21 protein-coding genes are annotated in these 21900 nt (G+C 65.9%); 10 read left to right on the forward strand and 11 right to left on the reverse strand.

All coding sequences use genetic code 11. The features are described 5' to 3' along the window. Nucleotides 1-3 precede the first annotated feature (3 nt). The 6 genes from CRO75_RS15710 (at nt 4) to CRO75_RS15740 (ending at nt 5370) form a co-directional block, all read left to right on the forward strand. Nucleotides 4-1347, forward strand: coding sequence for a PBS lyase (locus CRO75_RS15710; protein WP_097136633.1), 1344 nt, complete (start codon nt 4-6; stop codon nt 1345-1347). 71 nt (nt 1348-1418) lie between these two features. Then, nucleotides 1419-2207 (forward strand): nucleotidyltransferase domain-containing protein, encoded by a 789-nt coding sequence (locus CRO75_RS15715; RefSeq protein WP_097136635.1) that lies wholly within the window; start codon nt 1419-1421, stop codon nt 2205-2207. 8 nt (nt 2208-2215) lie between these two features. After that, entirely contained in the window at nt 2216-3247 is a 1032-nt protein-coding gene (rtcA, locus tag CRO75_RS15720; protein ID WP_097136637.1) for an RNA 3'-terminal phosphate cyclase, read from the forward strand. A 305-nt stretch (nt 3248-3552) separates the two neighbouring features. Beyond that, the gene (locus CRO75_RS15730) at nt 3553-4182 is read left to right on the forward strand and encodes a glutathione S-transferase (RefSeq protein ID WP_097136809.1); all 630 of its coding nucleotides are present in this window, start codon (nt 3553-3555) and stop codon (nt 4180-4182) included. Between the two features lie 128 nt (nt 4183-4310). After that, a complete protein-coding gene (locus CRO75_RS15735; protein ID WP_062822851.1) occupies nt 4311-4604 on the forward strand; it encodes a DUF3144 domain-containing protein in 294 nt (97 codons plus the stop codon). Between the two features lie 349 nt (nt 4605-4953). After that, on the forward strand, nt 4954-5370 hold the full coding sequence (locus tag CRO75_RS15740; protein WP_007932660.1) for a hypothetical protein: 417 nt from the start codon (nt 4954-4956) through the stop codon (nt 5368-5370). A 159-nt stretch (nt 5371-5529) separates the two neighbouring features. Here the strand turns inward: CRO75_RS15740 and lysA are convergent, their stop codons facing one another. After that, nucleotides 5530-6768, reverse strand: coding sequence for a diaminopimelate decarboxylase (gene lysA, locus CRO75_RS15745; RefSeq protein ID WP_097136640.1), 1239 nt, complete (start codon nt 6766-6768; stop codon nt 5530-5532). Between the two features lie 136 nt (nt 6769-6904). On the opposite strand from lysA, the gene CRO75_RS15750 reads away from it, so the two are divergent. Together CRO75_RS15750 and CRO75_RS15755 are read left to right on the forward strand one after the other, a co-directional pair. Then, nucleotides 6905-7828, forward strand: a complete 924-nt coding sequence (locus tag CRO75_RS15750; RefSeq protein ID WP_007932667.1) for a LysR family transcriptional regulator — start codon at nt 6905-6907, stop codon at nt 7826-7828. 75 nt (nt 7829-7903) lie between these two features. Next, complete coding sequence (locus tag CRO75_RS15755) at nt 7904-9109, forward strand: MFS transporter (protein ID WP_097136642.1); 1206 nt, start codon at nt 7904-7906, stop codon at nt 9107-9109. Between the two features lie 21 nt (nt 9110-9130). Here CRO75_RS15755 and CRO75_RS15760 read toward each other — a convergent pair whose 3' ends face one another. The 4 genes from CRO75_RS15760 to CRO75_RS15775 form a co-directional block, all read right to left on the reverse strand. Continuing rightward, a complete protein-coding gene (locus CRO75_RS15760) occupies nt 9131-9721 on the reverse strand; it encodes a hypothetical protein (protein WP_097136644.1) in 591 nt (196 codons plus the stop codon). 347 nt (nt 9722-10068) lie between these two features. Next, nucleotides 10069-11247, reverse strand: coding sequence for an acetyl-CoA C-acetyltransferase (locus tag CRO75_RS15765; protein WP_097136647.1), 1179 nt, complete (start codon nt 11245-11247; stop codon nt 10069-10071). Between the two features lie 14 nt (nt 11248-11261). Then, nucleotides 11262-11921: a CoA transferase subunit B gene (locus tag CRO75_RS15770; RefSeq protein WP_009043191.1), complete on the reverse strand. Its 660-nt coding sequence runs from the start codon at nt 11919-11921 to the stop codon at nt 11262-11264. A gap of 32 nt (nt 11922-11953) precedes the next feature. After that, nucleotides 11954-12652, reverse strand: a complete 699-nt coding sequence (locus CRO75_RS15775; RefSeq protein ID WP_007920583.1) for a CoA transferase subunit A — start codon at nt 12650-12652, stop codon at nt 11954-11956. Nucleotides 12653-12810: 158 nt separating this feature from the next. Here CRO75_RS15775 and CRO75_RS15780 point away from each other — a divergent pair, with 158 nt between their 5' ends. After that, complete coding sequence (locus CRO75_RS15780; protein ID WP_097136649.1) at nt 12811-13716, forward strand: LysR family transcriptional regulator; 906 nt, start codon at nt 12811-12813, stop codon at nt 13714-13716. On the opposite strand, the gene CRO75_RS15785 is transcribed toward CRO75_RS15780, so the two are convergent. The 3 genes from CRO75_RS15785 to CRO75_RS15795 form a co-directional block, all read right to left on the reverse strand. Next, nucleotides 13713-14552, reverse strand: a complete 840-nt coding sequence (locus CRO75_RS15785) for an NAD-dependent protein deacetylase (RefSeq protein WP_097136651.1) — start codon at nt 14550-14552, stop codon at nt 13713-13715. The genes CRO75_RS15780 and CRO75_RS15785 overlap by 4 nt on opposite strands. 130 nt (nt 14553-14682) lie before the next feature. Beyond that, on the reverse strand, nt 14683-16908 hold the full coding sequence (locus CRO75_RS15790) for an LTA synthase family protein (RefSeq protein ID WP_097136653.1): 2226 nt from the start codon (nt 16906-16908) through the stop codon (nt 14683-14685). A gap of 221 nt (nt 16909-17129) precedes the next feature. Further along, nucleotides 17130-18206 (reverse strand): AbrB family transcriptional regulator, encoded by a 1077-nt coding sequence (locus tag CRO75_RS15795; RefSeq protein WP_092418484.1) that lies wholly within the window; start codon nt 18204-18206, stop codon nt 17130-17132. 128 nt (nt 18207-18334) lie between these two features. Between CRO75_RS15795 and CRO75_RS15800 the strand changes: the two genes are divergently transcribed. Continuing rightward, the gene (locus CRO75_RS15800; protein ID WP_097136655.1) at nt 18335-19237 is read left to right on the forward strand and encodes a LysR family transcriptional regulator; all 903 of its coding nucleotides are present in this window, start codon (nt 18335-18337) and stop codon (nt 19235-19237) included. A 100-nt stretch (nt 19238-19337) separates the two neighbouring features. On the opposite strand, the gene CRO75_RS15805 is transcribed toward CRO75_RS15800, so the two are convergent. From CRO75_RS15805 to CRO75_RS15815, 3 genes are all read right to left on the reverse strand, one after another. Then, complete coding sequence (locus CRO75_RS15805) at nt 19338-19778, reverse strand: CBS domain-containing protein (protein WP_009043197.1); 441 nt, start codon at nt 19776-19778, stop codon at nt 19338-19340. Nucleotides 19779-19952: 174 nt separating this feature from the next. Then, nucleotides 19953-21125, reverse strand: coding sequence for an N-methyl-L-tryptophan oxidase (gene solA, locus CRO75_RS15810; protein WP_097136657.1), 1173 nt, complete (start codon nt 21123-21125; stop codon nt 19953-19955). A gap of 24 nt (nt 21126-21149) precedes the next feature. Beyond that, nucleotides 21150-21674 (reverse strand): DUF2867 domain-containing protein, encoded by a 525-nt coding sequence (locus tag CRO75_RS15815; RefSeq protein WP_097136658.1) that lies wholly within the window; start codon nt 21672-21674, stop codon nt 21150-21152. Nucleotides 21675-21900: the final 226 nt, after the last annotated feature.

Here is a 21900-nt window from a genome sequence, read left to right on the forward strand (position 1 = left end):
ACAATGCACGACATGGACGCAGTAATAGAGGCCCCGCCCAGCTGGCATTACCAGCTGAGCGACTACGAAGCCCGCCGCGTGCGGGAAGTGATGGACACTCTGGACAGGCACAGCGCCTGGCTGGAACTGAGCCGCTTCGGCAACGGGTTCGTGCGGCAGGCCGCGGTGCGTGGATTGTCCGCGCAGCCATCGGCCGAGGCTTTGGCGGCGCTGCTGGAACGTCTCAACGATTGGGTGCCCCAGGTTCGCCAGGAAGCGGCCGTGGCCGTCGAGGCGTATTGGGCGCCGGAGCACGCCGGGCTGCTGTTGCAGACCCTGGCACCGTTGCTGGCCCTTGCCAGCAAGCAGCGGACCGACCACGGCGCGACTCTGGAGCGGGCCACCGCGGTGTTGCAACTGGCCCAGGTGCGCGACGAAGTGCAAGGGGCCTTTGGCGATTGCCGGGGCAAGGCCGCGCGCTTTGTCTTCGAGCTGTTGCTCAAGGGCGTCGAGGACCGGCCGGCGCTGCTGGCCATGGCGTTGCGCCACCCCGAGGTCAGCGTGCGGCAGATGGCGGTAGATGCCTGCGCCGAACTGCCCGATGAGCAGGCGGTGCCTTTGCTGGAAGCGGTGATGCGCAGCTGTAGTGCCAGTGTGCGGGTCAAGGCGTTGCGGCTGCTGTTGTCACGCTTGGCCGATTGTCGCGGGTACCTGGCGCAGGCCCTGCTCGACCCTTCGGGGGCCTTGCGTTGCCTGGCCCATTGGGCCGCGCCACGCCATGGGCTGGACCCACGGCAAGTGCTGCTGGACCGGTTGCAGCAGCCGGCTCCGGGCAACAAGCGCCAGTGGCTGGGCCTGCTGGGGCTGGTCAGGGAGCTGCGGGAGCCGCAGGCCGACGCCATGCTGCAACAGGCCCTGGCCTCGAAGGCGCTGACGGTGCGCCTGCTGGCCCTGCAGACCCTCGGCGAACGTGGCGTGGCCCAGCAGCTGGTGGCCCTGGACGATCCGTCGGACAAGGTCTTCAACTGCGCCCTCGGCCTGCTGCGCGAGCAGCCCTGGGCGGCGTTCGAAGAGGCCCTGGAACAGCGGCTGGACCAGCACTGGCATGCGCTGCCGAAGGCGCGTCGCTGGGCCTTGCTGGGGCTCAAGCCGGGCTGGCGCCAGTTGCAATACCTGCTGTGTCGCCTGGATCGGGCGGGCAGCGAAGCCGCTTATTGGCGCGAGGCCCTGACCCGTTGGTGCGATGCCCGTTACGCGATGTTCGACCCGGTGACCCCCAAGCCACTGCGAGAAGCCCTGGCGCAGCGGTTGCAGGCGATGGAGGAGGCCGGTGAAGTGCCTCGCGGATCGCTCAAGCGCCTGTTGTGAATACCGATGTACAAGGCGATCAGGCCAGCGCTGAGGTGCTGGCGATCGTCGATTGAACAGGACAAGGAATCATGGAATTCAATGAACGCTACCCGCTGAGCAGCGCCATGCGCGAGCGGGTACTGGGTGAGCTGGCGCGGATCGAGCGCGAGCGTAACGTGCAGGTGTTGTATGCCTGCGAATCGGGCAGCCGGGCCTGGGGCTTTGCCTCCACCGACAGTGACTACGATGTGCGGTTCGTCTATGTGGAGAAGCCCGAGTGGTTCATCCAGGTGGACACCGGGCGGGACGTGATCGAGCGGCCGCTGGACGATGAGCTGGACATCAGCGGTTGGGAGTTGCGCAAGACCCTCGGGTTGCTGCGCAAGTCCAACCCGACCCTGCTGGAGTGGCTGGATTCGCCCCTGGTGTATCGCAGCGAGCCGGCGGCAACCGCGCGCCTGCGAGAGCTGGCGGAGGCCTTCTACAGTCCGCCGGCGGCACGCAATCACTACCTGTCGATGGCCAGGAAGAACTTTCGCGGCTACCTGCAAGGCGACAGCGTGCGGCTCAAGAAGTACTTCTACGTGCTCCGGCCGTTGCTGGCGGTGCGCTGGATCGATCAGGGGCGCGGCCGGCCGCCGATGACCTTCGCCGAGCTGCTGGGCACCGTCGACCATCGGCCACTGCTGGACGAAGTGGATGAGTTGCTGGCCTTGAAACGCAGCGCCGACGAGTCTGCTTACGGGCCGCGGCGCCCGGCGCTGCACGCCTTTATCGCCGCCGAACTGGAACGCCCGGTGCCCAAGCTGGCGCGCACCCATCAAGACAATGCTGTGCTGGACGCCTACTTGCGAGACAGCGTCCGGCACTACGCCTGAGGAATGTGATGAAACAGGATGTCATCGAACTGGACGGCGCCATCGGCGGCGGCCAGGTCCTGCGCAGTGCCCTGAGCCTGTCGATGCTCACCGGCAAGACCCTGCGCATCCACAACATACGGGCCCGGCGCAGTCGCCCGGGGTTGCTGCGCCAGCACCTGTCCGCGGTGCTGGCGGCCGCGCAGGTCTGCGCGGCCAGGGTCTCGGGCGCCGAGCTGGGTTCCCGGGCGCTGACCTTCGAGCCGGGGCCGATTCGCGGCGGCGACTACTGTTTCGCCATCGGCACCGCCGGCAGCTGCACCCTGGTGTTGCAGACCCTGTTGCCGGCCCTGATGCAAGCCCCGGAGCCCAGCCGCGTGAGCATCAGCGGCGGCACCCACAACCCGCTGGCGCCACCGGTGGATTTCCTCCAGCAGGCCTGGCTGCCGCAACTGCGGCGCATGGGCGGGCAGGTGGAGTTGCAGCTGTTGCGTCATGGTTTCGTTCCTGCCGGCGGCGGCGAGCTGGAGGCTTTTATCCAGCCTTCGACCCTGCAACCCCTGCACCTGGAACAGCGCGGCGAATTGCTTGGGCGTCGGGCCTGGGCCTTGAGCGCCGGCCTGCCGGAGCATGTGGCGGAGCGCGAGTTGCGCCGGGTCGGCAGCCGCCTGGACCTGCCTAGGGAGCACCTGAGCCCGGTGCGCCTGGATGAGCAATGCGGCCCGGGCAACGTGCTGTTGCTGGAGTTCGTCTTCGAGCACCTGACCGAGCTGTTCAGCGGTTTTGGCCAGAGCAGCCTGCGGGCCGAAAGCGTGGCCGATCGGGCCATCGACCAGGCCCGCGAGTGGCTGGATTCCGGCGCGGCGGTGGCCGAGCACCTGGCCGATCAACTGTTGCTGCCCATGGCCCTGGCCGGCGGCGGGAGCTTCACCACCCCACGCATGAGCGAGCACCTGCAGAGCAATATCCGGGTGATCGAGGCGTTTTTGCCGGTGCGTATCGACTGTGCGACGGGCGTTCACGGGGTGCTGCGCATCGAGGTTCTAGCCCAGCGTCATTGAGTTTGTCCCTCACCAGATCCGGTTCTCTGCTTGCGGCAAGTTCTTGCGGGTCAAGGCCGGGATACGGCCGGAGATCGAACGCTTTGGGATGCTCAATCGCTTGATCCATTTCCTGGTGCGGCGCATGCGTGTTCCCGAGCCGCTGAGCCTTTACCTTTTGAGCTACCGTGGAAGCGTTCTGCGCGTGCCGGCCGAGGCTGTTCACCAGCATCCGACCTATCGCCTAGCGGACTTCCGGCACTGGAGTGAACAACCCGCGTAAGCCACCCGTCAGATGTAAGGCCCAGTCAAGCGAGGGGATGGTCATGTATCAACTTTATGGGACACAAGGCTCCGGCTCGGCCATCGTCGAGATCGCCCTGGAGTGTTGCCAGGTGCCGTACCGTATCGTCGAAGCCTCGTCCTGGGCGCCGTCGCCCGGGGCCGACGAGCTGGCGCGGCTCAATCCGCTGAAACAGGTCCCGACCCTGCAACTGCCGGACGGCAGTGTCCTCACCGAGAGCGCGGCGATCCTGATCGAGCTGGGCTTGCGTTATCCGCGCTCGGCGCTGCTGCCCGAGGATGAGAGCGCCCGGGCGCAGGCCATTCGCGGCCTGGTGTTTATCGCCGCTAATTGCTACTCGGCGATCAGCGTGATCGATTACCCGGAGCGCTGGCTGCGCGATGCCGATGAAGCGCTGAGGGCGCGGGTACGGGACGCGGCCCATGAGCGCCTGCACCGCAACTGGGAGGTGTTCGCCGATCAGTTCGCCACGCAGCTGTACGCCAGTGGTTCACCCCTGGCGGCCCTGGATTTCCAGGCGGCGGTGGTGTCGCGCTGGTGCGGCACGCGCGAGCATCTGCGGCGCGAACGCCCCGAGTGTTGCGATCTGCTGGAGCGCATCGACCGCCACCCGCAGGTGGCGCAGGTGCTGGAGCGGCATTGGCCGGACTGAATACAGCAGGGCGCGAGGCAGCAAAAGCCGTCGATGGTTGGGCGCGAGGCTCTTATACTCGCCGGCTTTCTTCAGGCTCATGTTTCATCGCCTATCGCTCATCTGCCCACTTTCAAGAGGAATGCCCCTTGGCCAACGAAACGGATCAGGATTTCTACAACCGCGCCGATGCCATCATCGAACTGGCAAACACCCATATCGGCGACAGCAGCCGCGGCAAGGCCAGTGCCTCGCTGATGTACGCCAACTCGCGTTTCGCCGCCTGGGTCAGCGCCTGCGGTTGCCGCAACGCCGAAGAACTGGCGGCGGCCAAGCAGCAGGCGGTGGATTATTTCGTCGAGGAATTCCGCCTGATGATGGAAGAGAACCTCACCGACTACATCGAGAATTTCTCGCGGTACATGAGCCCCCAGCAAGACTGAATTCTTCCCCTCCCGACAGGCTTCACAGCTGGGCTGTGAAGCTGTCCGGCACTCGACCCCTGGCTCTTCGGAGCCTTGGCGCTCCGCGGTTTTTTATAGCCTTGTGGCGTCTGCATCTGGCCGTGCATAGCGCTTTGATCTGAGGGCGGCGGGGCCGCGGCAACCGCTGGTCCAGTTGTCTCCCGGGCGCCCCCGGGAGCCGGCAATCGCTCGACTACACTGCGCCTGCGGCAGGCAATCCAGGGGCGTTTAATATCCCTCCGGGATGAGCACGGTCATGAGTTGCCAGGGCATTGCTGCGCCTGTGGTTACACCAGGAAACCTACCCAATCAGCAAGGAGTGCCAAACATGATCGTTCTTCCTCAACGTGTGATTGAAAACGGTACTGTCATCTCGCTACGCGGCGACTCGGGCAACTACATGTCGCGGATGGGCGCAACAGGGCTCGAACTGTCCAAGGGCGCCATCGACCAATACTGCAAGTTCAGGGTCACCCTGATCCAGATCGGCAACGACAAGAAGCTGGCATTGCAGGGCGACACCAACAAGTTCATGTCGCGGATGGGGGCGACCGGGCTTGAACTGTCCAAGGACAGCATCGATCAGTACTGCCAGTTCTCCTATGCCATCGACACCGCCAGCGGGCAGATTTCCCTGCGTGGCGACAACGGCAAATGGATGTCGCGCATGGGCGAGACCGGGCTTGAACTGTCCAAGGACGGCATCGATCGCTACAGCCAGTTCCTGGTGGTGGTCGAGGGCTAGCGCCAGGCGGTACCCGGCGTCGGGGCAGGTTTCTTGATTGGCGTGGCCAGCACTCCAGCGGCTGGCCACGAAGTCCCGGCGTCGATCAAGGGGGGATGCCTGGAAGGGGGGACAGGCAGATCGTCCCCCCGCTTAGCTGTGACGTTGCGTCTCAGGCCCTTACAGCCCCATCTCCAGTTCCAGCAGGTCCGCCAGCGGCTGGCGCCGGCGGATCAGTTTCACCTGGCCATCCTCGAACAGCACTTCCGGCAGCAGCGGCCGGCTGTTGTAGTTGGAGGACATGCTGGCGCCATAGGCGCCGGTGTCGTGGATCACCAACAGGTCGCCGACCCGGGCCTGGGGCAGCAGCTGCGGGGTCAGGCTTTCGTCGTCCTGGGTGAAGATATCGCCGGACTCGCACAGCGGGCCGCCGATCACGGTGGGCCGCAGTGGACGCTGCACCGCCTGGCCGTTGGCGTCGATCAGGCTCATGGCGTGATAGGCGCCGTACATGGCCGGGCGCATCAAGTCGTTGAAGCCGGTGTCGGCCAGCACGAAGTGATGATTGCCGGCGTCTTTCACCACCCGCACTTCGCTGACCAGGCAGCCGGCCTCGGCCACCAGGAAACGCCCGGGTTCGATTTCCATGCGCACGCCGTGGCCGAGCCAGGCTTCGATTTCCTCGCGGGCCTGGCGCCAGGCATTGGCATAGCGCCGCACGTCCACCGGCTCGTCGCCCGCACGGTACGGGGTGGACAGGCCGCCGCCGATGGAGAAGGCCTCGATGTCGTGGTCCAGGGACTTGACCGCCGCCACCATGGCCGCGCCGACCTGTTCCAGGTGCCCGTAGTCCACGCCGGAACCGATGTGCATGTGCAGGCCCACCAGCTTCAGGCCGTACTGGCGGATCACCGCCAGGGCTTCGCCGACCTGCTCGTGCCAGATGCCGTGCTTGCTGTTCTCGCCGCCGGTGTTGGTCTTGCGGCTATGGCCGTGGCCGAAGCCCGGGTTGATCCGCAGCCACACGCGGTGGCCCGGGGATTTCTCACCAAGCTGGCGCAGCATGTCGATGGAGCCGGCGTTGACCTCGATGTTCAGCTCCACCACCCGTTGCAGGGTGGCGGTGTCGAACAGGTCGCAGGTAAAGACGATGCCGGCCGGATCACCTTGCGGGCTGAACCCGGCCAGCAACGCCCGCTCGATTTCCCCCAGGGACACCGCGTCCACCCGCACCCCGGCCTCGCGGATCAGGCGCAGCACCTGCAGGTTGGAGCAGGCTTTCTGCGCGTAACGCACCACGTCGAAGGCCTTCAATTGCTGGATGCGCACCTTGATGGTCCGCGCGTCGTAGCACCACAACGGGGTGCCGTATTGGCGGGCGGCGGCGGTCAGTTGCTCGGGAGAAAAGGGAATGGCCATGGCAATCGTCTGTGGCGAGGAAAGAGGCCTGCATGATGCCGAGGGCGACGTATTCAATAAAATATCTATTCTTTGTATCTCGATTCAGTTTTGATATGGGTTGTGTGAATCAGCGTTTCAAACCTAGGAGCAAGCCGTGGACATTTCCCTGCGCCATATCGAGGTGTTCCGCGCCATCATGCAGGCTGGCAGCGTCACCGGCGCCGCGCGCCTGCTGTTCACCTCGCAACCCACGGTCAGCCGCGAGCTGGCGCGGCTGGAGAGCCTGTCCGGGCTGAGCCTGTTCGACCGCGAGGGCGGCCGCCTGCTGCCGACCGCCCAGGCGATGCTGTTGCTGGAAGAAGTGGAACGCGCCTATGTCGGCCTGGAGCGGATCAACAGCGTGGCGCAATCGATCCGCCGCTTCGAGCACGGCCAGTTGAGCCTGACCTGCCTGCCGCTGTTTTCCCAGACCTTGCTGCCGCGAGTGTGCAAGCACTTCCAGGAGCAACACGCCGGCATCGGCCTGAGCATCACCGCCCAGGAATCGCCCTTGCTCGAAGAGTCCCTCAGCGCCCAGCGCCACGACCTGGGCCTGACCGAAAGCGAACACCTGCCACGGGGCACCCAGGGCGAACTGCTGTTCTGCGCCGACATGGTGTGCATCCTGCCGGAGGGGCACCCGCTGCTGGCCAAGCCGCTGCTGCACAGCGAAGACTTTCGCGGGGTGGATTTCATCAACCTGTCAGGCCTGGACATTTATCGTCAGACCCTCGACGAGCATTTTCGCCAGGCCGGCGTCGACCGCCGGGTGGTGATCGAGACCACCAATGCCGCCTCGGTCTGCGCCATGGTGCGCCAGCAACTGGGGGTAGCGATCATCAACCCGCTGAGCGCCATGGAGGAGGCGGGCAGGGGCCTGGCGATCCGCCCGCTGCAGTTGTCGGTGCCATACCGGGTGATGCTGATCCGTCCGGATTTCCGGCCGTCATCGATTTTCGTCGAGGCCTTCTGCGCCTCCTTGAAACAGGAGGCCTCGGTGTTGGCCGCCGCCCTCGAGCGCCGGCTGCGACGGGAGTGAGGCCAGCAGGGCCGCCGTTGTGCGCCTAGGCTTGAAACGACCGGTAGCGTTTGTACCCCTTGAGGACTGTCTGTCATGTCGGAACCTGCAATGAGCGACACCGGAAAGCCCCTGAGCCGCGGCATTCCGCGCACGGTCTGGGCGCTGGGATTCGTCAGCCTGTTCATGGACGTGTCGTCCGAGCTGGTGCATAGCCTGTTGCCGCTGTACATGGTCGGCACCCTGGGTATCAGCATGCTGGCGGTCGGCATCATCGAAGGGGTGGCGGAAGCCACGGCGCTGATCGTGAAAGTCTTTTCCGGCGCCCTCAGCGACTTTATCGGCCGGCGCAAGGAACTGCTGCTACTGGGTTACGGCCTGGCGGCGCTGACCAAGCCGCTGTTCCCCCTGGCGAGTTCGGCGGAACTGGTGTTCAGCGCGCGCCTGCTGGACCGCATCGGCAAGGGCATTCGCGGCGCGCCACGGGATGCCCTGGTGGCGGACGTGGCCCCGGCGGAAATTCGCGGCGCCTGTTTTGGCCTGCGCCAGTCGCTGGACACCGTGGGGGCGTTCCTCGGCCCGATCCTGGCCATCGGCCTGATGCTGTGGCTGGCCAACGATATCGCCCAGGTCCTGTGGCTGGCGGTGATTCCCGCGGCGCTGGCCGTGGCGCTGTTGGTCTTCGCCATCCGCGAACCCGAGCATGCCCCCGGCAGCCGGCACTTCCAGTCGCCATTGCGGCTGGCCTCGCTGCGGCGGTTTTCCCGGCATTACTGGTGGGTGGTGGCCATCGGCGCGGCCTTCACCCTGGCCCGTTTCAGCGAGGCGTTCCTGGTGTTGCGGGCCCAGCAACTGGGCTTCTCCGCCGCCTGGGTGCCGCTGGTGATGGTGGTCATGGCCGGGTTCTACATGGTCTCGGCCTATCCGGTCGGCAAATGGTCGGACCGCATCAACCGCAGCGCCTTGCTCAGCGTCGGCCTGCTGTTGCTGATCCTCGCCGACCTGGTGCTGGCCTATGCCGAATCGGTGCCGCTGGTGCTGCTCGGCGTCGCCCTGTGGGGCCTGCACATGGGCTTCAGCCAGGGCATCCTCGCCACCCTGGTGGCCGACACCACGCCCGCCGACCTCAAGGGCACGGCCTTTGGCGTGTTCAACCTGTTGAGCGGAATGGCCCTGCTGCTGGCCAGCGTGATCGCCGGCTGGCTGTGGCAGGTCCATGGCGCGGCGCTGACGTTCTACGCCGGGGCGGGGTTTGCCGGCTTGTCGTTGCTGTTGCTGATGGGCAAGCCGAAGTCGCAGTGACAGCCTCTGGGGGGCAAGGTGCTAATGGCTCCCGCCGGGCTGGTCGGCCGACAGGCTCCAGACAATGGAGCTGAGGAGGCCCAGGTCGAGCAACAGGGCCTGCGAGCGCAGGACCTTGCGCAAGGGGGTGTAGTCGGCCTTGGTCGCCTTGAAGCTGGACCTTTCCAGCACATGGATATGCCTGGTCACCACAGTGACGGCCAGGTTGGCCAGCTGTTTCTCGGTGTCGGGCACCGCGATATCCAACTCTTGCAAGCGGTTCTGGAAGGCGCTGATGGCGTCTTTCTCACTGTCATCCCGGGGCTGGTAGAGGATCTTCTGCTCGGGGGCGCTTGCAGTAACTTTCTTGTACAGGGCGACCGACTCGTTGAAATGCTCCAGGGCCGCTGCCTTGGCCTCGGTGGCATGCAGGGTGTCCCGCAGTTCGAGGTACATCAGCATTTCGTGGGATTTCTGCAAGCCTCGGTGCAGCTCGGCGCCGGCGCTGGTCGAGAGTTTCTCGAGTCCTTTTCTGTCCGCGTCGAAGGAGGGGCCGGCACTGGCCTGGAGGCTGGCCAGCCCCGCCAGCACTATGCAAAAGCCGGTGTAGAGCAGGGATCTGATCGGGCGCATGTTCCGCTCCTCGTTATCGGGTCGATGAAGCAGGCGAAGGACTGGGTGGCATGCCGGGCTCTGCCCATGCGGCCTTTAGCGCTGTGATCCGGCTTCGACGGATAAGGCTCCACGCATCGGCCTGGACTGTCTCAGCCGTGAGTCAGTGGGCAGGAAGGCGTGGAAAACGAGTCTCGCCAGCCGCATGAGTTGAATGTAGCTGACGGATGGGTGGCTGCCAGCGGCCTCGGTCCGGCGTCTGCCGGGCCGCAAGACGAACCCGGCGCACCATGGGGTGCGCCGGGCGTATTGCCGGCCAGCCGCCGGATGTCGTGGGTCCGAGGGCCGGCCGTGGTGCGCGGTAAGCGTTAGCGTTCGATGGCCAGCGCCACGCCCTGGCCGCCACCGATGCACAGGGTGGCCAGGCCTTTCTTGGCATCGCGCTTGAGCATTTCGTGCAGCAGGGTCACCAGTACCCGGCAGCCCGAGGCGCCGATCGGGTGGCCGAGGGCGATGGCGCCGCCATTGACATTGACCTTGCTCGCGTCCCAACCCAGCTCCTTGCCCACTGACAGCGCCTGGGCGGCGAAGGCTTCGTTGGCTTCGATCAAGTCCAGCTGCTCCAGGGACCAGCGGGCCTTGTCCAGGCAGCGGCGGGTGGCCGACACCGGGCCGATGCCCATGATCGCCGGGTCGACCCCGGCGTTGGCGTAGGCGGCGATCTTCGCCAGCACCGGCAGGCCCAGGGCCCGAGCCTTGGCGGCGCTCATCAGGATCACCGCGGCGGCGCCGTCGTTCAGCGACGAGGCGTTGCCGGCGGTGACCGTGCCGTCTTTCTTGAAGGCCGGCTTGAGCTTGCCCAGGGATTCGGCGGTGGTGCCGGCGCGCGGCTGCTCGTCGGTGGCGAAGGCCACGGGCTCGCCCTTGCGCTGGGGAATCAGGATCGGGGTGATCTCATCGACGAAACGCCCGCCCTCGATGGCGGCCACGGCCTTCTGCTGCGAGGCGGCGGCAAAGGCGTCCTGGGCTTCGCGGGTGATGGCGTATTTGTCCACCAGGTTCTCGGCGGTGATGCCCATGTGGTAGTCGTTGAAGGCGTCCCACAGGCCGTCGCTGATCATGGTATCGAGGATCTGGCTGTGGCCCATGCGCAGGCCGGTGCGGGCACTGGGCAGCACGTAATTGGCCAGGCTCATGTTTTCCTGGCCGCCGGCGATGATCACCTCGGCGTCGCCGCAGCGGATCGCCTGGGCGCCCAGGTGCAGGGCCTTGAGGCCGGAGCCGCAAACCTTGTTCAGGGTCAGCGCCGGCACCGAGTGGGGCAGGCCGGCCTTGATCGCGGCCTGGCGCGCGGGGTTCTGCCCGGCGCCGGCGGTGAGCACCTGGCCCATGATCACTTCATCGACCTGGGCGCCGTCCAGGCCGGTCTGGGCCAGCAGCTGGCGGATCACCGCGGCCCCCAGATCGACCGCGGGAATGTTCGCCAGCGAACCCTGGAAACTGCCGACCGCGGTGCGGGTGGCGGCAACGATTACGACGTCTTGCATGGTCTGGTTGCTCCTCAGGCGAACTGCATTTCAGGCACGTGGGCCGGCACGATCAGCTTGCCGGCGGTCTTGCCGACGATTTCCTCGACGCTCACGCCCGGGGCGCGCTCCTTGAGGATGAACGCGCCGTTCTCGATCTCCAGGTAAGCCAGGTCGGTCAGCACGCGCTTGATGCAGTTGGCGCCGGTCAGCGGCAGGCTGCAGCGCGACAGCAGTTTCGACTCGCCGTCTTTCGAGGCGTGGGTCATGGTGACGATGATGTTGTCCGCGCCGGCCACCAGGTCCATGGCGCCGCCCATGCCTTTGACCAGCTTGCCGGGGATCATCCACGAGGCGATGTTGCCCTGCACGTCGACCTCGAAGGCGCCGAGCACGGTGAGGTCGATATGGCCGCCACGGATCATCGCGAAGGATTCGGCGGAAGAGAAAATCGACGCGCCGATGCGCGCGGTGACGGTCTGTTTGCCGGCGTTGATCATGTCGGCATCGACTTCGTCGTCGGTGGGGAAGGCGCCCATGCCGAGCAGGCCGTTTTCCGATTGCAGCATCACTTCCATGCCGTCGGGGATGTAGTTGGCCACCAGGGTCGGGATGCCGATGCCGAGGTTCACGTAGAAACCGTCCTGCAGTTCGCGGGCGACGCGTTGAGCCATTTGTTCGCGGGTAAGAGCCATTTTTTATTCTCCGTCAGTCGTTGGGCGGGCGATTACTTGCGCACGGTGCGCTGTTCGATGCGTTTTTCGAACGTGCCGCAAATGATCCGGTCGACGTAGATGCCGGGGGTGTGGATCTGTGTCGGGTCCAGCTCGCCCGGCTCGACGATCTCTTCGACCTCGACCACGGTGATCTTGCCGGCGGTGGCGGCCAGCGGGTTGAAGTTCTGCGCGGTGTGGCGGTAGACCACGTTGCCGAAGTGGTCGGCTTTCCAGCCTTTGACGATGGCGAAGTCGCCGGTGATGGACTCTTCCATCAGGTAGGCGCGGCCGTTGAATTCACGGGTTTCCTTGCCGTCGGCGACCGGGGTGCCGACGCCGGTGGCGGTGAAGAAGGCCGGGATGCCGGCGCCGCCGGCGCGCATTTTCTCGGCCAGGGTGCCTTGCGGGGTCAGCACCACTTCGATTTCGCCGCTCAGCAGTTGCTTCTCGAACAGGGCGTTTTCACCGACGTAGGAGGCCACCACCTTGCTGATCTGCCGGTCTTCCAGGAGCACGCCGAGGCCGAAGCCGTCGACACCGCAGTTGTTGGAGACCACGGTCAGGTCGCGGGTGCCGCGACGCTTGATCTCGGCGATCAGGTTTTCCGGAATGCCGCACAGGCCGAAGCCGCCGGAGATCACGGTCATGCCGTCCTTGAGACCTTCGAGGGCTTCCTCATAGGACGCCACGCGCTTGTCGAAACCTGCCATCTGCACATCCTCTTGTTATTGGTATTTGCGTTGCCAGCCGGCTGGCTGGCCGTATGAAGAGAGTGAGCAGCAGTGTTGCGCCAGGGGATTGATTTGTTAAGTTGATTTTTAAGGTTGATTGATAGATAAAGCTCAACAGTCTATCCCGAGGGCAGAGCATGACCGTCAAACAGATCCGCGCCTTTCTGGCGGTGGCCCAGAGCCTGAGTTTCGCCGTGGCCTGCGAGCGCCTGCACCTGTCGCAGTCGGCCCTGAGCCTGACCATCAAGGCCCTGGAGGACGGCCTCGGCGGGCGCCTGTTCAGCCGCAATACGCGCAATGTCGCCCTGACCCAGGAAGGCGAAGCGCTGGTGCCCCTGGCACGGCGCTTGATCGCCGACTGGGACAACGCCGAGGACGAGCTGCGCCAGCGCTTCACCCTGCAGCGCGGGCGGGTGACCCTGGCGGCCATGCCGTCCTTTGCCGGCAACCTGCTGCCGCCGATTCTCAAGACCTTTCGCGCGCGTTACCCGCAGGTCAACGTCACGGTCAACGACGTGATCAACGAGCAGGTGCTGGAGATGGTTCGCGACCGCCAGGTGGAATTGGGGGTGGCCTTCGAGCCGCAGCAAAGCGCGTCGCTGCAATTCACCCCGCTGTACATCGACCGCTTCGTGGCCGTGGTGCCCAGCGATTCACCCCTGGCCGACCTGAAGGACATCGACTGGCAATCGCTGCTGGAACAGCCCTTCATTACCCTGCAACGGCCGTCCACGGTGCGGGTGATGCTTGAAGAGCATTTGCTGGCGCGGGACATGAAACTGCCGGTGGAATTCGAAAGCCATCAACTGGCGACAGTGGGGCGCATGGTCGCCAGCGGTCTCGGCGTCAGCGCGGTGCCGGCCCTGTGCGCCGGACAGATGCGCGAGCTGGGCGCGCGTTGCATCACCCTGCGCGACCCGGTGGTGGAACGCGCCATCGGCGTGCTGACCAACCCCGGGCATGAGCTGTCCAGCGCGGCCCAGGCGCTGTTCGACATTTTGCGCGGGGCCGGTCTGGCCGAGCGCCTGTCGGGGGTTGCCTAGGAGCTCAGGCGCTCGGCCAGCAGCGGCAACAGCTGCTCGCAGGAGGCGGTGATCTTCAGGTTCAGCAGCTCGTCGGCGCGGGTCTTGCCGAAGTTGATGGCGATCAGCGGCTTGCCCTGGTCGGCCATGACCTTGCACAGGCGAAAGGCCGAATAGGCCATCAGCGACGAACCCACCACCAGCAGGCCGGCGGCCTGCTCGATGCTGTGCAGGGCCTTGGCCGCGGTGGCCTGGGCCACGTTTTCGCCGAAGAACACCACATCCGGTTTCAGCCGCTCGCCAGCGCAATGAGGGCAGCGGGGCACCTGGAAACGTTCTTCGAACACCGGGTCGAGCAGGGTGTCGCCGTCGGGCGCCTGCACCGCGTCGACGCCGGCCAGGTAGGGATTGTGCAGTTCCAGCAATTGCTGGATCGCCTGCCGATCGCTGCGTTGGCGGCAATCCAGGCAGACCACCCGGTGCAGGTTGCCGTGCAGTTCGATCACATCGCGGCTGCCGGCCTGGTCGTGCAGGGTGTCGACGTTCTGGGTGATCAAGCCGGCGATTTTCTGCCGCGCCTGTAAATGCGCCAGGGCCTCGTGGGCCGCGTTCGGCCGGGCCTGGCGGATCCGCGGCCAGCCGAGCATGGCCCGTGCCCAGTAGCGGCGCCGGGCCTTGGGTTCGGCCAGGAACTCCTGGTACATCATCGGTTGCTGGCCGCGCCGCACGCCGTCGTTGTCGCGGTAGTCGGGAATCCCCGAAGGGGTGCTGATGCCTGCGCCCGTGAGGACCATGAAGGGGCGCTCGGCCATCAGTCGCTGCAGCTGCTCCAGAGGGGTGTCCAGGGTGTCGGTCATGTGCGTCCTCGTACTCCGGCGGTGGCGCTGCGGACCGCAGCGAGGCCATACCTTGTGCCTGACGAGGAGTTTAGACAAGGGCGCGGGAGCTGGACGGTCGTGCTGCCGTTCAGCGTCCCGGGGAGGCGATTCAGGAGGCGTGCGGGTTGTCGTCCTGGGGTTCTTCGCTGTCTTGCTCTTGCCCCGGCAGTTCGGTGATCACGCTGAAGTCACTGACTTCCACCGCGCCCAGGCCGTAGCCCAGCAGGTGGAAGGAGAAGGCCTTGCGCGATTCCGGGTTGGCGAAGCTGAAGTCCATTTCCAGCGGCTGCTCGGGGGTGACCAGCATCTCTTCCGGCAGGCCCAGGGGCACGTCCTGCTCGCGCTCCTTGCCCTTGAGCAGGATGTAGGCGTTCTGCTGCGGGTCGGCCGAACGCACGGTGAAGCGCACGCGGGTCAGCGAGCCCTTGGGCATTTCCAGGTACTGCGCGCCGATCAGGTTGTCGGCCCAGTCATCCTTGATCTGCGCCTGCAGCGGGATGATCGCCGGGCTGCCGAACTGGTAGTGCAGGTTCAGCGGCGATTGCAGCAGGGTGCGGTCCAGGCCTTCGGCCCGGGCGCTGATCTGGCGCGCCCGCAGGCCGCCGTACTGGCCCTTGAAGGTGGCGCTGTCGGCGATGAAACCGGGGCTTGCGTAGTAGCGGCAACGCTGCTGGAAATCGCACTCGGTCAGGGTGCCCTGGCCATCGTGATAACGCAGCTTGCCGTTGGTGTAGGACATGATCTCCCGGCCCAGGGCGTAGTCGCGAAATAGCGAGCGGCCGCTGAGGCTGTCCGGTACCTGGAAGCCGAAGTAGTCGAGCACCGAGGCGCTCAGGTCGACATGGCCGTAGGTCCCGGACTTGAGTTTGGGCAACTGCGTCTGCTCCGGGGCGAGCATCAGGTTGAAACCCCAGGACGAGGCCAGGCGCACGCCATCGATGCCGTGGGATTCGTCCGAGGTGATCACCACCAGGGTGTCCTTGAGCACGCCCTGGCGCTCCAGCTGGTCCATGAACTCACCGATGGCATCGTCCAGGTAGGCCACCGCGGCCTGCTTGGGTGTGTCGAAGCGGTTGAGGTATTCCTCCGGCGCGGAGTAGGGCTGGTGGGTGCCGACGGTCAGCAGGGTGAGCATCCACGGCTGCTTCTGCTTTCTCAGCTGGCCGACATAGTCCAGCGCGCCTTCGAAGAAGGCCTTGTCGTCCTTGCCCCAGGGGAAGTCCAGGTAGTTGGCGTTGCTGAACCACTCCAGGCCGTGGGTCGAGTCGAAGCCGATGTGCGGCATGATCTTGTCTTTGGCCATGAAGCGCAGGCCGGCGCCTTGCAGGTAATGGGTATTGAAACCCTGCTTGCGCAACTGGGCCGGCAGGCAGGCCTGGTTGCGCTGGCTTTGGGTCAGCAACTCGATGCCCTTGGGCGTACCGTTGTCGAGCTTGTCGTAGTCGCCGCAGAGCATGGCGTACAGGCCGCGGATGGTCTGGTGGCTGTGCAGTACGTAGTCCGGGGTGTTCATGCCGCGTTCGGCCCAGGCGCTGAGCTTGGGCATCAGGTTGTCCTGGTAGCGGCTGTGCAGGGCCTCGCGGTTGGTCTTGATATAGGCCCCGGGAATGCCTTCCAGGGCGATCACCAGCACGTTGCGCGCCTGGCCCGGGGCGGCCAGCAACGGCTCGCCGTCGAGGTCGAGCTGGGTCAGGCCGGCCATCTGCACCGGCAGCTCGGGCACATCGCCTTCCAGCCATTGTTCCAGCTGTACCTGGCCCTGGCCGGCGGCGGCCGCGAGCAACTGGTGCGGCAGGTTGAACAGGCGCCATTGATCGGCTTCGCTGGGGTTCAGGTATTGCACGCCGCCATGGGCCAGCCACAGCAGCGCCGGGGCGGTCCAGGCATGGCGCGGCAAGCGCGGGGCGCGGGTGCCGCGGGCGGCCCATTGCACGCCCAGCCACAACGCCAGCCCGGACAGCAGCGCCGCCGCCAGCCAGGGATGGGCCAGGCCGCCGCCGGTGGAGTTGCCGACGAACTGCGGGTCGAACAGGTAATGCAGGTCGGAGGCATTGGGCAGGCGGCCCACGGCGCTGACCAGCTCGGCGCTGGCGATGCTCAGCAGGCTCCACACCAGCAGCACCGGCAGGGCCAGCCACCAGGGCCGGCGGTACAGCAGCAGGGTCAACAGGCCCGCGGTGCCCAGGTCGGAAAGATAGCCCAGGGGGTCGGACCAGCCGAGCAGCGCGCGCGCCACCAGGGGCACGAGCAGCACCAGACTCAGCAGTGCGCCGAGGGGGGCCAGGGGATGATGGAAAACACGCCGGATGAAATTCACGAAAAACCTGCCAGTCATTAAATCTTCACGCAAATGTGCGCCATGGTAACAACAGCCGCGGCAAGACGTTTCTTATTCGCGAGGGAAATAAGCTTCCGGGCCGCTGCTGAAACGGCCCGGGGCGCTGCAGGGCGGCGGCTTGAAGCCTGTATTCAGGCGCCTGGCGGCGGGGCCAGGGAAGGGCGGATGGCGCGTGGATTTACTATTTCAGAGTGTTTAAAGACGCGCGGCCCCAGGGTTCAGCGCGACCACTTGATGATCAGCCGGGCGAAAAAAGCGCCGCTGACGATCACCGCGAACAGCCGCAGGGTCTGCATGGCCAGCACCAGGCCGACGTCGGAGTGGGTGTCCACCGCGATGATCGTCATGGCGTCCAGGCCGCCGGGGCTGGTGGCGAGGTAGACCGAGAGGAAATCCTTGTCCAGCCAGTGCGCCAGCAGCCAGGCCGACAGCGCGCAGAGGGCGATCAGCAGCACCGCGCCGAAGATCATCGCCGGCAGGCGGGTCCAGACGTAGCGCACGGTCGGCCGGTCGAAGCGCAGGCCGATGTAGCAGCCGATGGCGCCATAGGCCAGGGCCAGCAGCCAGCCGGGCAGGGTGATGTGCAGCAGTCCGGAGATCTGCAGCGCGCCGCCGATCAGCAGCGGCACCAGCAGGGCCCCGGCCGGCACCCGTGAGCCGAGCAGCACGCCGAGCACGATGATGCCCAGGGTCAGGCCGAGGTTGAGCAGGGTGAAGGTCTGCAGCACCACCTCGGTGCTGTGGGCCTGGCTGCCGCCGGCCGGCACGCCGATCCAGTGGCCGGCCAGGGCGCCGATCATCACCACGCAGACCACTCGCACGTACTGCATGGTGGCCACCACCCGCGAGTCGGCGCCGAAATCGTCGGCCATCGCGACCATGGCCGAGGCCGCCCCCGGCGCGGTGCCCCAGGCCGCGGTGCTGGGTGGCAGGCCGCCGAGGCGCACCAGCGCCAGGCCGACCAGGGCACTGAGGCAGACGGTGAGCAAGGTGGCGAACAGCATCACGTGCCAGGACTGGGCCATCGAGGCCAGCACCGCCATGGTCATGGAGTGGGCGGCCAGGACCCCGACCGAGCCCTGGCCGAGGCGGAAGGCCTGGCGCGGCACGCGGATGCTGGCGCCGCTGACGCCGAAACCGATGGCCACCAGCATCGGCCCGAGAAACTGCCCGGCGGGCACCTCGAAGTGGTTCAGCAGTTGCCCGGCGCTGCCGGCGAGGATCAGCAGCGCCAGCCATTGCAGGGCAAGGGGCCAGGCGGACAGGGACAAAGGCGAGGGACGAGGCAAGGGCATTCTCCAGCGCGCTGGCCGTTCCTGTTGCGGGACCGTTGCTACCAGCGCTTCGGAGCAAATTATTGATAGCGCAATTGATCAAGTCCAGTTTCTAATTGTGATCAATCAATAACTCTGGTTTATCGATCATGGACCTGCGCGACCTGACCTATTTCGAAACCATCGCCGAGCTCGGCCACCTCGGGCGCGCGGCGCAGAAGCTCAATCGCAGCCAGCCGGCGCTGACCAAGAGCATCCAGCGCCTGGAGGAGTCCTTCGGCACCAAGCTGTTCGAGCGTGACGGGCGGCGGATCAAGCTGACGGCGGTGGGCCAGTTGCTGCAACAGCGCGCGCGGCAGTTGCAGCAGAACATCGCCGAGACCTATCGCGAGGTGCGCGATTTTGCCAGCGGCGTGCTCGGCAATATTCGCCTGGGCTGTGCCGCCAGCATGGCCGAGCACTTGCTGCCGCAAATGACCGCGACCCTGCTGGAGCGCGCCCCGGACATCACCCTGAACCTGGTGATCGGCCAGGACGACGTGCTCCGCGAATCCCTGCGTTCGGGGCGCCTGGACATGGTGATCTGTCCGCTGTCCGAGGGTGACCCGCACCTGAGCCATCACACCCTGTTCGAAGATCAGGCCGTGGTGGTGGCCAGCCGCGACCACCCGGTGTTCGACACGCCGATGCGCCTGCAAGATCTGTGTGACTACCGTTGGGTACTGCCGGGAACCGGGGTCTCGGCCCGTCGCTGGATCGACAGTGTGTTCCAGAGCCACCAGCTACCACTGCCGTCGGTGCAGATCGAGACCAACACCATTTCCCTGCTGCCGCGGCTGATTGCCAAGACCGGGCTGCTGAGCTTCCTGGCCCGGGAAACCCTGGACGACTTCAAGGGCATCGCTCACCTGCGGGAAGTGCCGCTGGCGCAAACCCGCATGCATCGCAGCATCGTGGTACTGGTGCGGACCGAAGGTTACCTGTCGCCGGCGGCCCAGCTGCTTTTGGATTTGCTCAAGCGCGATGGGCGGCAGTTCTTCACCGCGGGGTAAACGGCGCCTGGTAAGGGGCTACACACTGTGTGCTTCGCTCCTACAGAAGATAGGTGTGCGGGGGAATGTAGCCGCCCAAAGGCGGCTACCAGGGAGGAGGCTACTCGCCGCGAATGTACTGTTCCAGCTGGCGGATCAGGTTGGCCTGTTCGGCGATGGCTTCCTTGACCAGGTCGCCGATCGACAGCAGGCCCAGCAACTGGCCGTCTTCCACCACCGGCAGGTGCCGCAGGTGGCTGTCGGTCATGATGCCCATGCAGGTTTCCACGCTCTGGTGCGAGTCCACGGTGATCACCGGCGAACTCATGATCGCGCTGACCGGCGTGCCCACCGAGGAGCGGCCGTGCAGCACCAGTTTGCGCGCGTAGTCGCGTTCGCTGATCACCCCGACCACTTCGCCGTTCTGCATCACGGGCAGGGCGCCGACGTTCTTCTCGGCCATCAGCATCAGTGCTTCGAGCACCATCTGGTGGGGCGCGATGGTGTGTACTTGCTGGTTGTGCTTGGCCTTCAACTTCAGTACTTCAGCGACGCTCTTCATGGGGCGCTCCTGTTGTTTTGCCCAGGGCGGTCTGGCGCCGCCCCGCGGGGGTCTCTACAGAATCGTAGAGACTGAACGAAGGGGCAAGGTTGAAAGCGGCACCCACAGAAGGAAAAACGTCACTGAATCGTTTCTTCCCGGAAAGCGCCCCGTCACAGGGCATCCAGGCACCGCTCAATGGCCGAAGCGCGCCAGGGAAAATGCACTCAAATCGATCTCGCTGCGTCCGTCCACCAGCCGCTGGGCCAGGGCTTCGCCAATCGCCGCCGAGTGCTTGAAGCCGTGGCCGGAACAGGCGCTGACTACCGTGACGTTGGCCAGGCGCGGGTGCTCGTCGACGATGAAGTGCGAGTCCGGGGTCACGGTGTAGGCGCAGACCGCGGACTTCACCAGTCGCGGCGTGACCCCGGCGATAGTGGCCAGCACCAGGTCGCGGTACATCGCTTCGCTCTGCGCCGCGCTGACCTGGCGGTCCAGGCTGTCCGGCGTCGAAGTCTCGCGGTACTGCTCGGTGGCGATCTTCATGCTGCCTTCGCCGGGGATCGGCGGGAAGCCGTAGCAGGTCTGCTCGTCGCTCGCGCCGTGGACGATAAAGCTTGGCGAGTGTTTGGGGAAGATCAGCGGTTCCGCCAACTGGTACCAGTACAAGGTCTGCCGGCACACCCGCAGCAACTTGTCGAACGGCGCGCCGAGCAATTGGCTGGACCACATCCCGGCACAGACCACCACCTTGGTTGCGCTGATGCGCCGGTTCTGGCTGGTGACCTGCACCCGGTCCGGGGTGCTGTCGATATCCAGCACCGTCTCGCCGGTGATCAGGGTTGCGCCCAACTGGCGCGCCAGGGTCAGCTGCGCGTCGATGCAACGCTCCGGCCGCACATAACCGCCGCCGGGCTCGAAGTAACCCAGGGCGCTGTCGTGGATCGGCGCGAACTGCGGGAAGCGCTGGCGGATCTGCGCGGCATCTAGCACCTCATGCTCGATGCCGAATTGGCGGGCCAGGGCCAGGGTGTTTTCGGTGAAGTCCGGCGCGCCGTCCTGGCCGCCCGGGGTGGCGCTGGACGTCATCACCAGCACCCCGCATTGCTCGAACAACGGCGCATCCTGCTGCGCTTCCAGCTCGCGCCAGATCTGCTGCGCACGGATCGCCAGCGGCACATAGGCGGCGCCTTCGCCCACGGCCTGGCGGGTGATGCGGGTGTCGCCATGGCTCGAACCCTGGTCGTGGGGTGGGGCAAAACGGTCGATGCCGGCCACCTTCACGCCACGCTTGGCCAACTGGTACAGGGTCGCTGCGCCCATGGCGCCTAGGCCTACTACTACAACGTCGAACTCGGGTGTCTGCATGGCAGTGTCCTTGAATGTGGCGGTTCAGCGGCGATTGATGTTGGCCAGGGTCATGGGCGCGATGAGCCGATGGAACGGCGCCACCGGCAGCATGTACAGGCGCCCCAGCAGGTTGTGCGGGTGGACCACGGTGGACAGCACCACCGGGCGTTGGCCTTCGGCGGTCAGCGGCAGGCGGTTGAGGGACAGGTACACGTCCAGGTGCTGGTCGCGGTCCACCACCAGTACCTCGTCGGGGGCCTGGGCAACCAGGGTGAAGATGCCGACCCGGTCGTCCGGCCGGTAATCCTCGTCCGCCCTGGTCAGGTCGATCTGCGTCAGGCGCCCCAGGTCCTTGAGGCCGAACAACTGCACCACGCGGTTGCGCAGGCCCATCATCCGGTCGATCCAGGCCGGGGTCTGGCTCATCAGGTTGAGCAGGTGGCGCATGGCTGTGCGTTCGGGGTCGTTGGCCAGGACCTGGCGGCAATCGATGAAGCTCGCCCCGACGGCCAGGTTGGCAATGCTGGAGTGGCTGGGCAATGGACAAGGCTGGACGGCGGTCTGCATCGATACGTTCCCTGTAGAAGTGGCGGCGCCTGGCTGCGCCGCGAGCGGCAAAAAATAGCATTGTTTGTGGTTGGGAGACTCGCCGGATGATGCAGCGACCCTGTAGCCGCTGCCGAGCCCGCGAGGCTGCGATAGGCCCGCAGGGCCTTCATGGGGCTCGAGATCGCCACGTCCCTTCGGGCCGATCGCAGCCTGCGGCAGCGGCTACATGAAGCCTGGCAGCGAC

The sequence above is a fragment of the Pseudomonas sp. LAMO17WK12:I10 genome (assembly GCF_900215185.1).
Lineage (GTDB): Bacteria > Pseudomonadota > Gammaproteobacteria > Pseudomonadales > Pseudomonadaceae > Aquipseudomonas > Aquipseudomonas chlororaphis.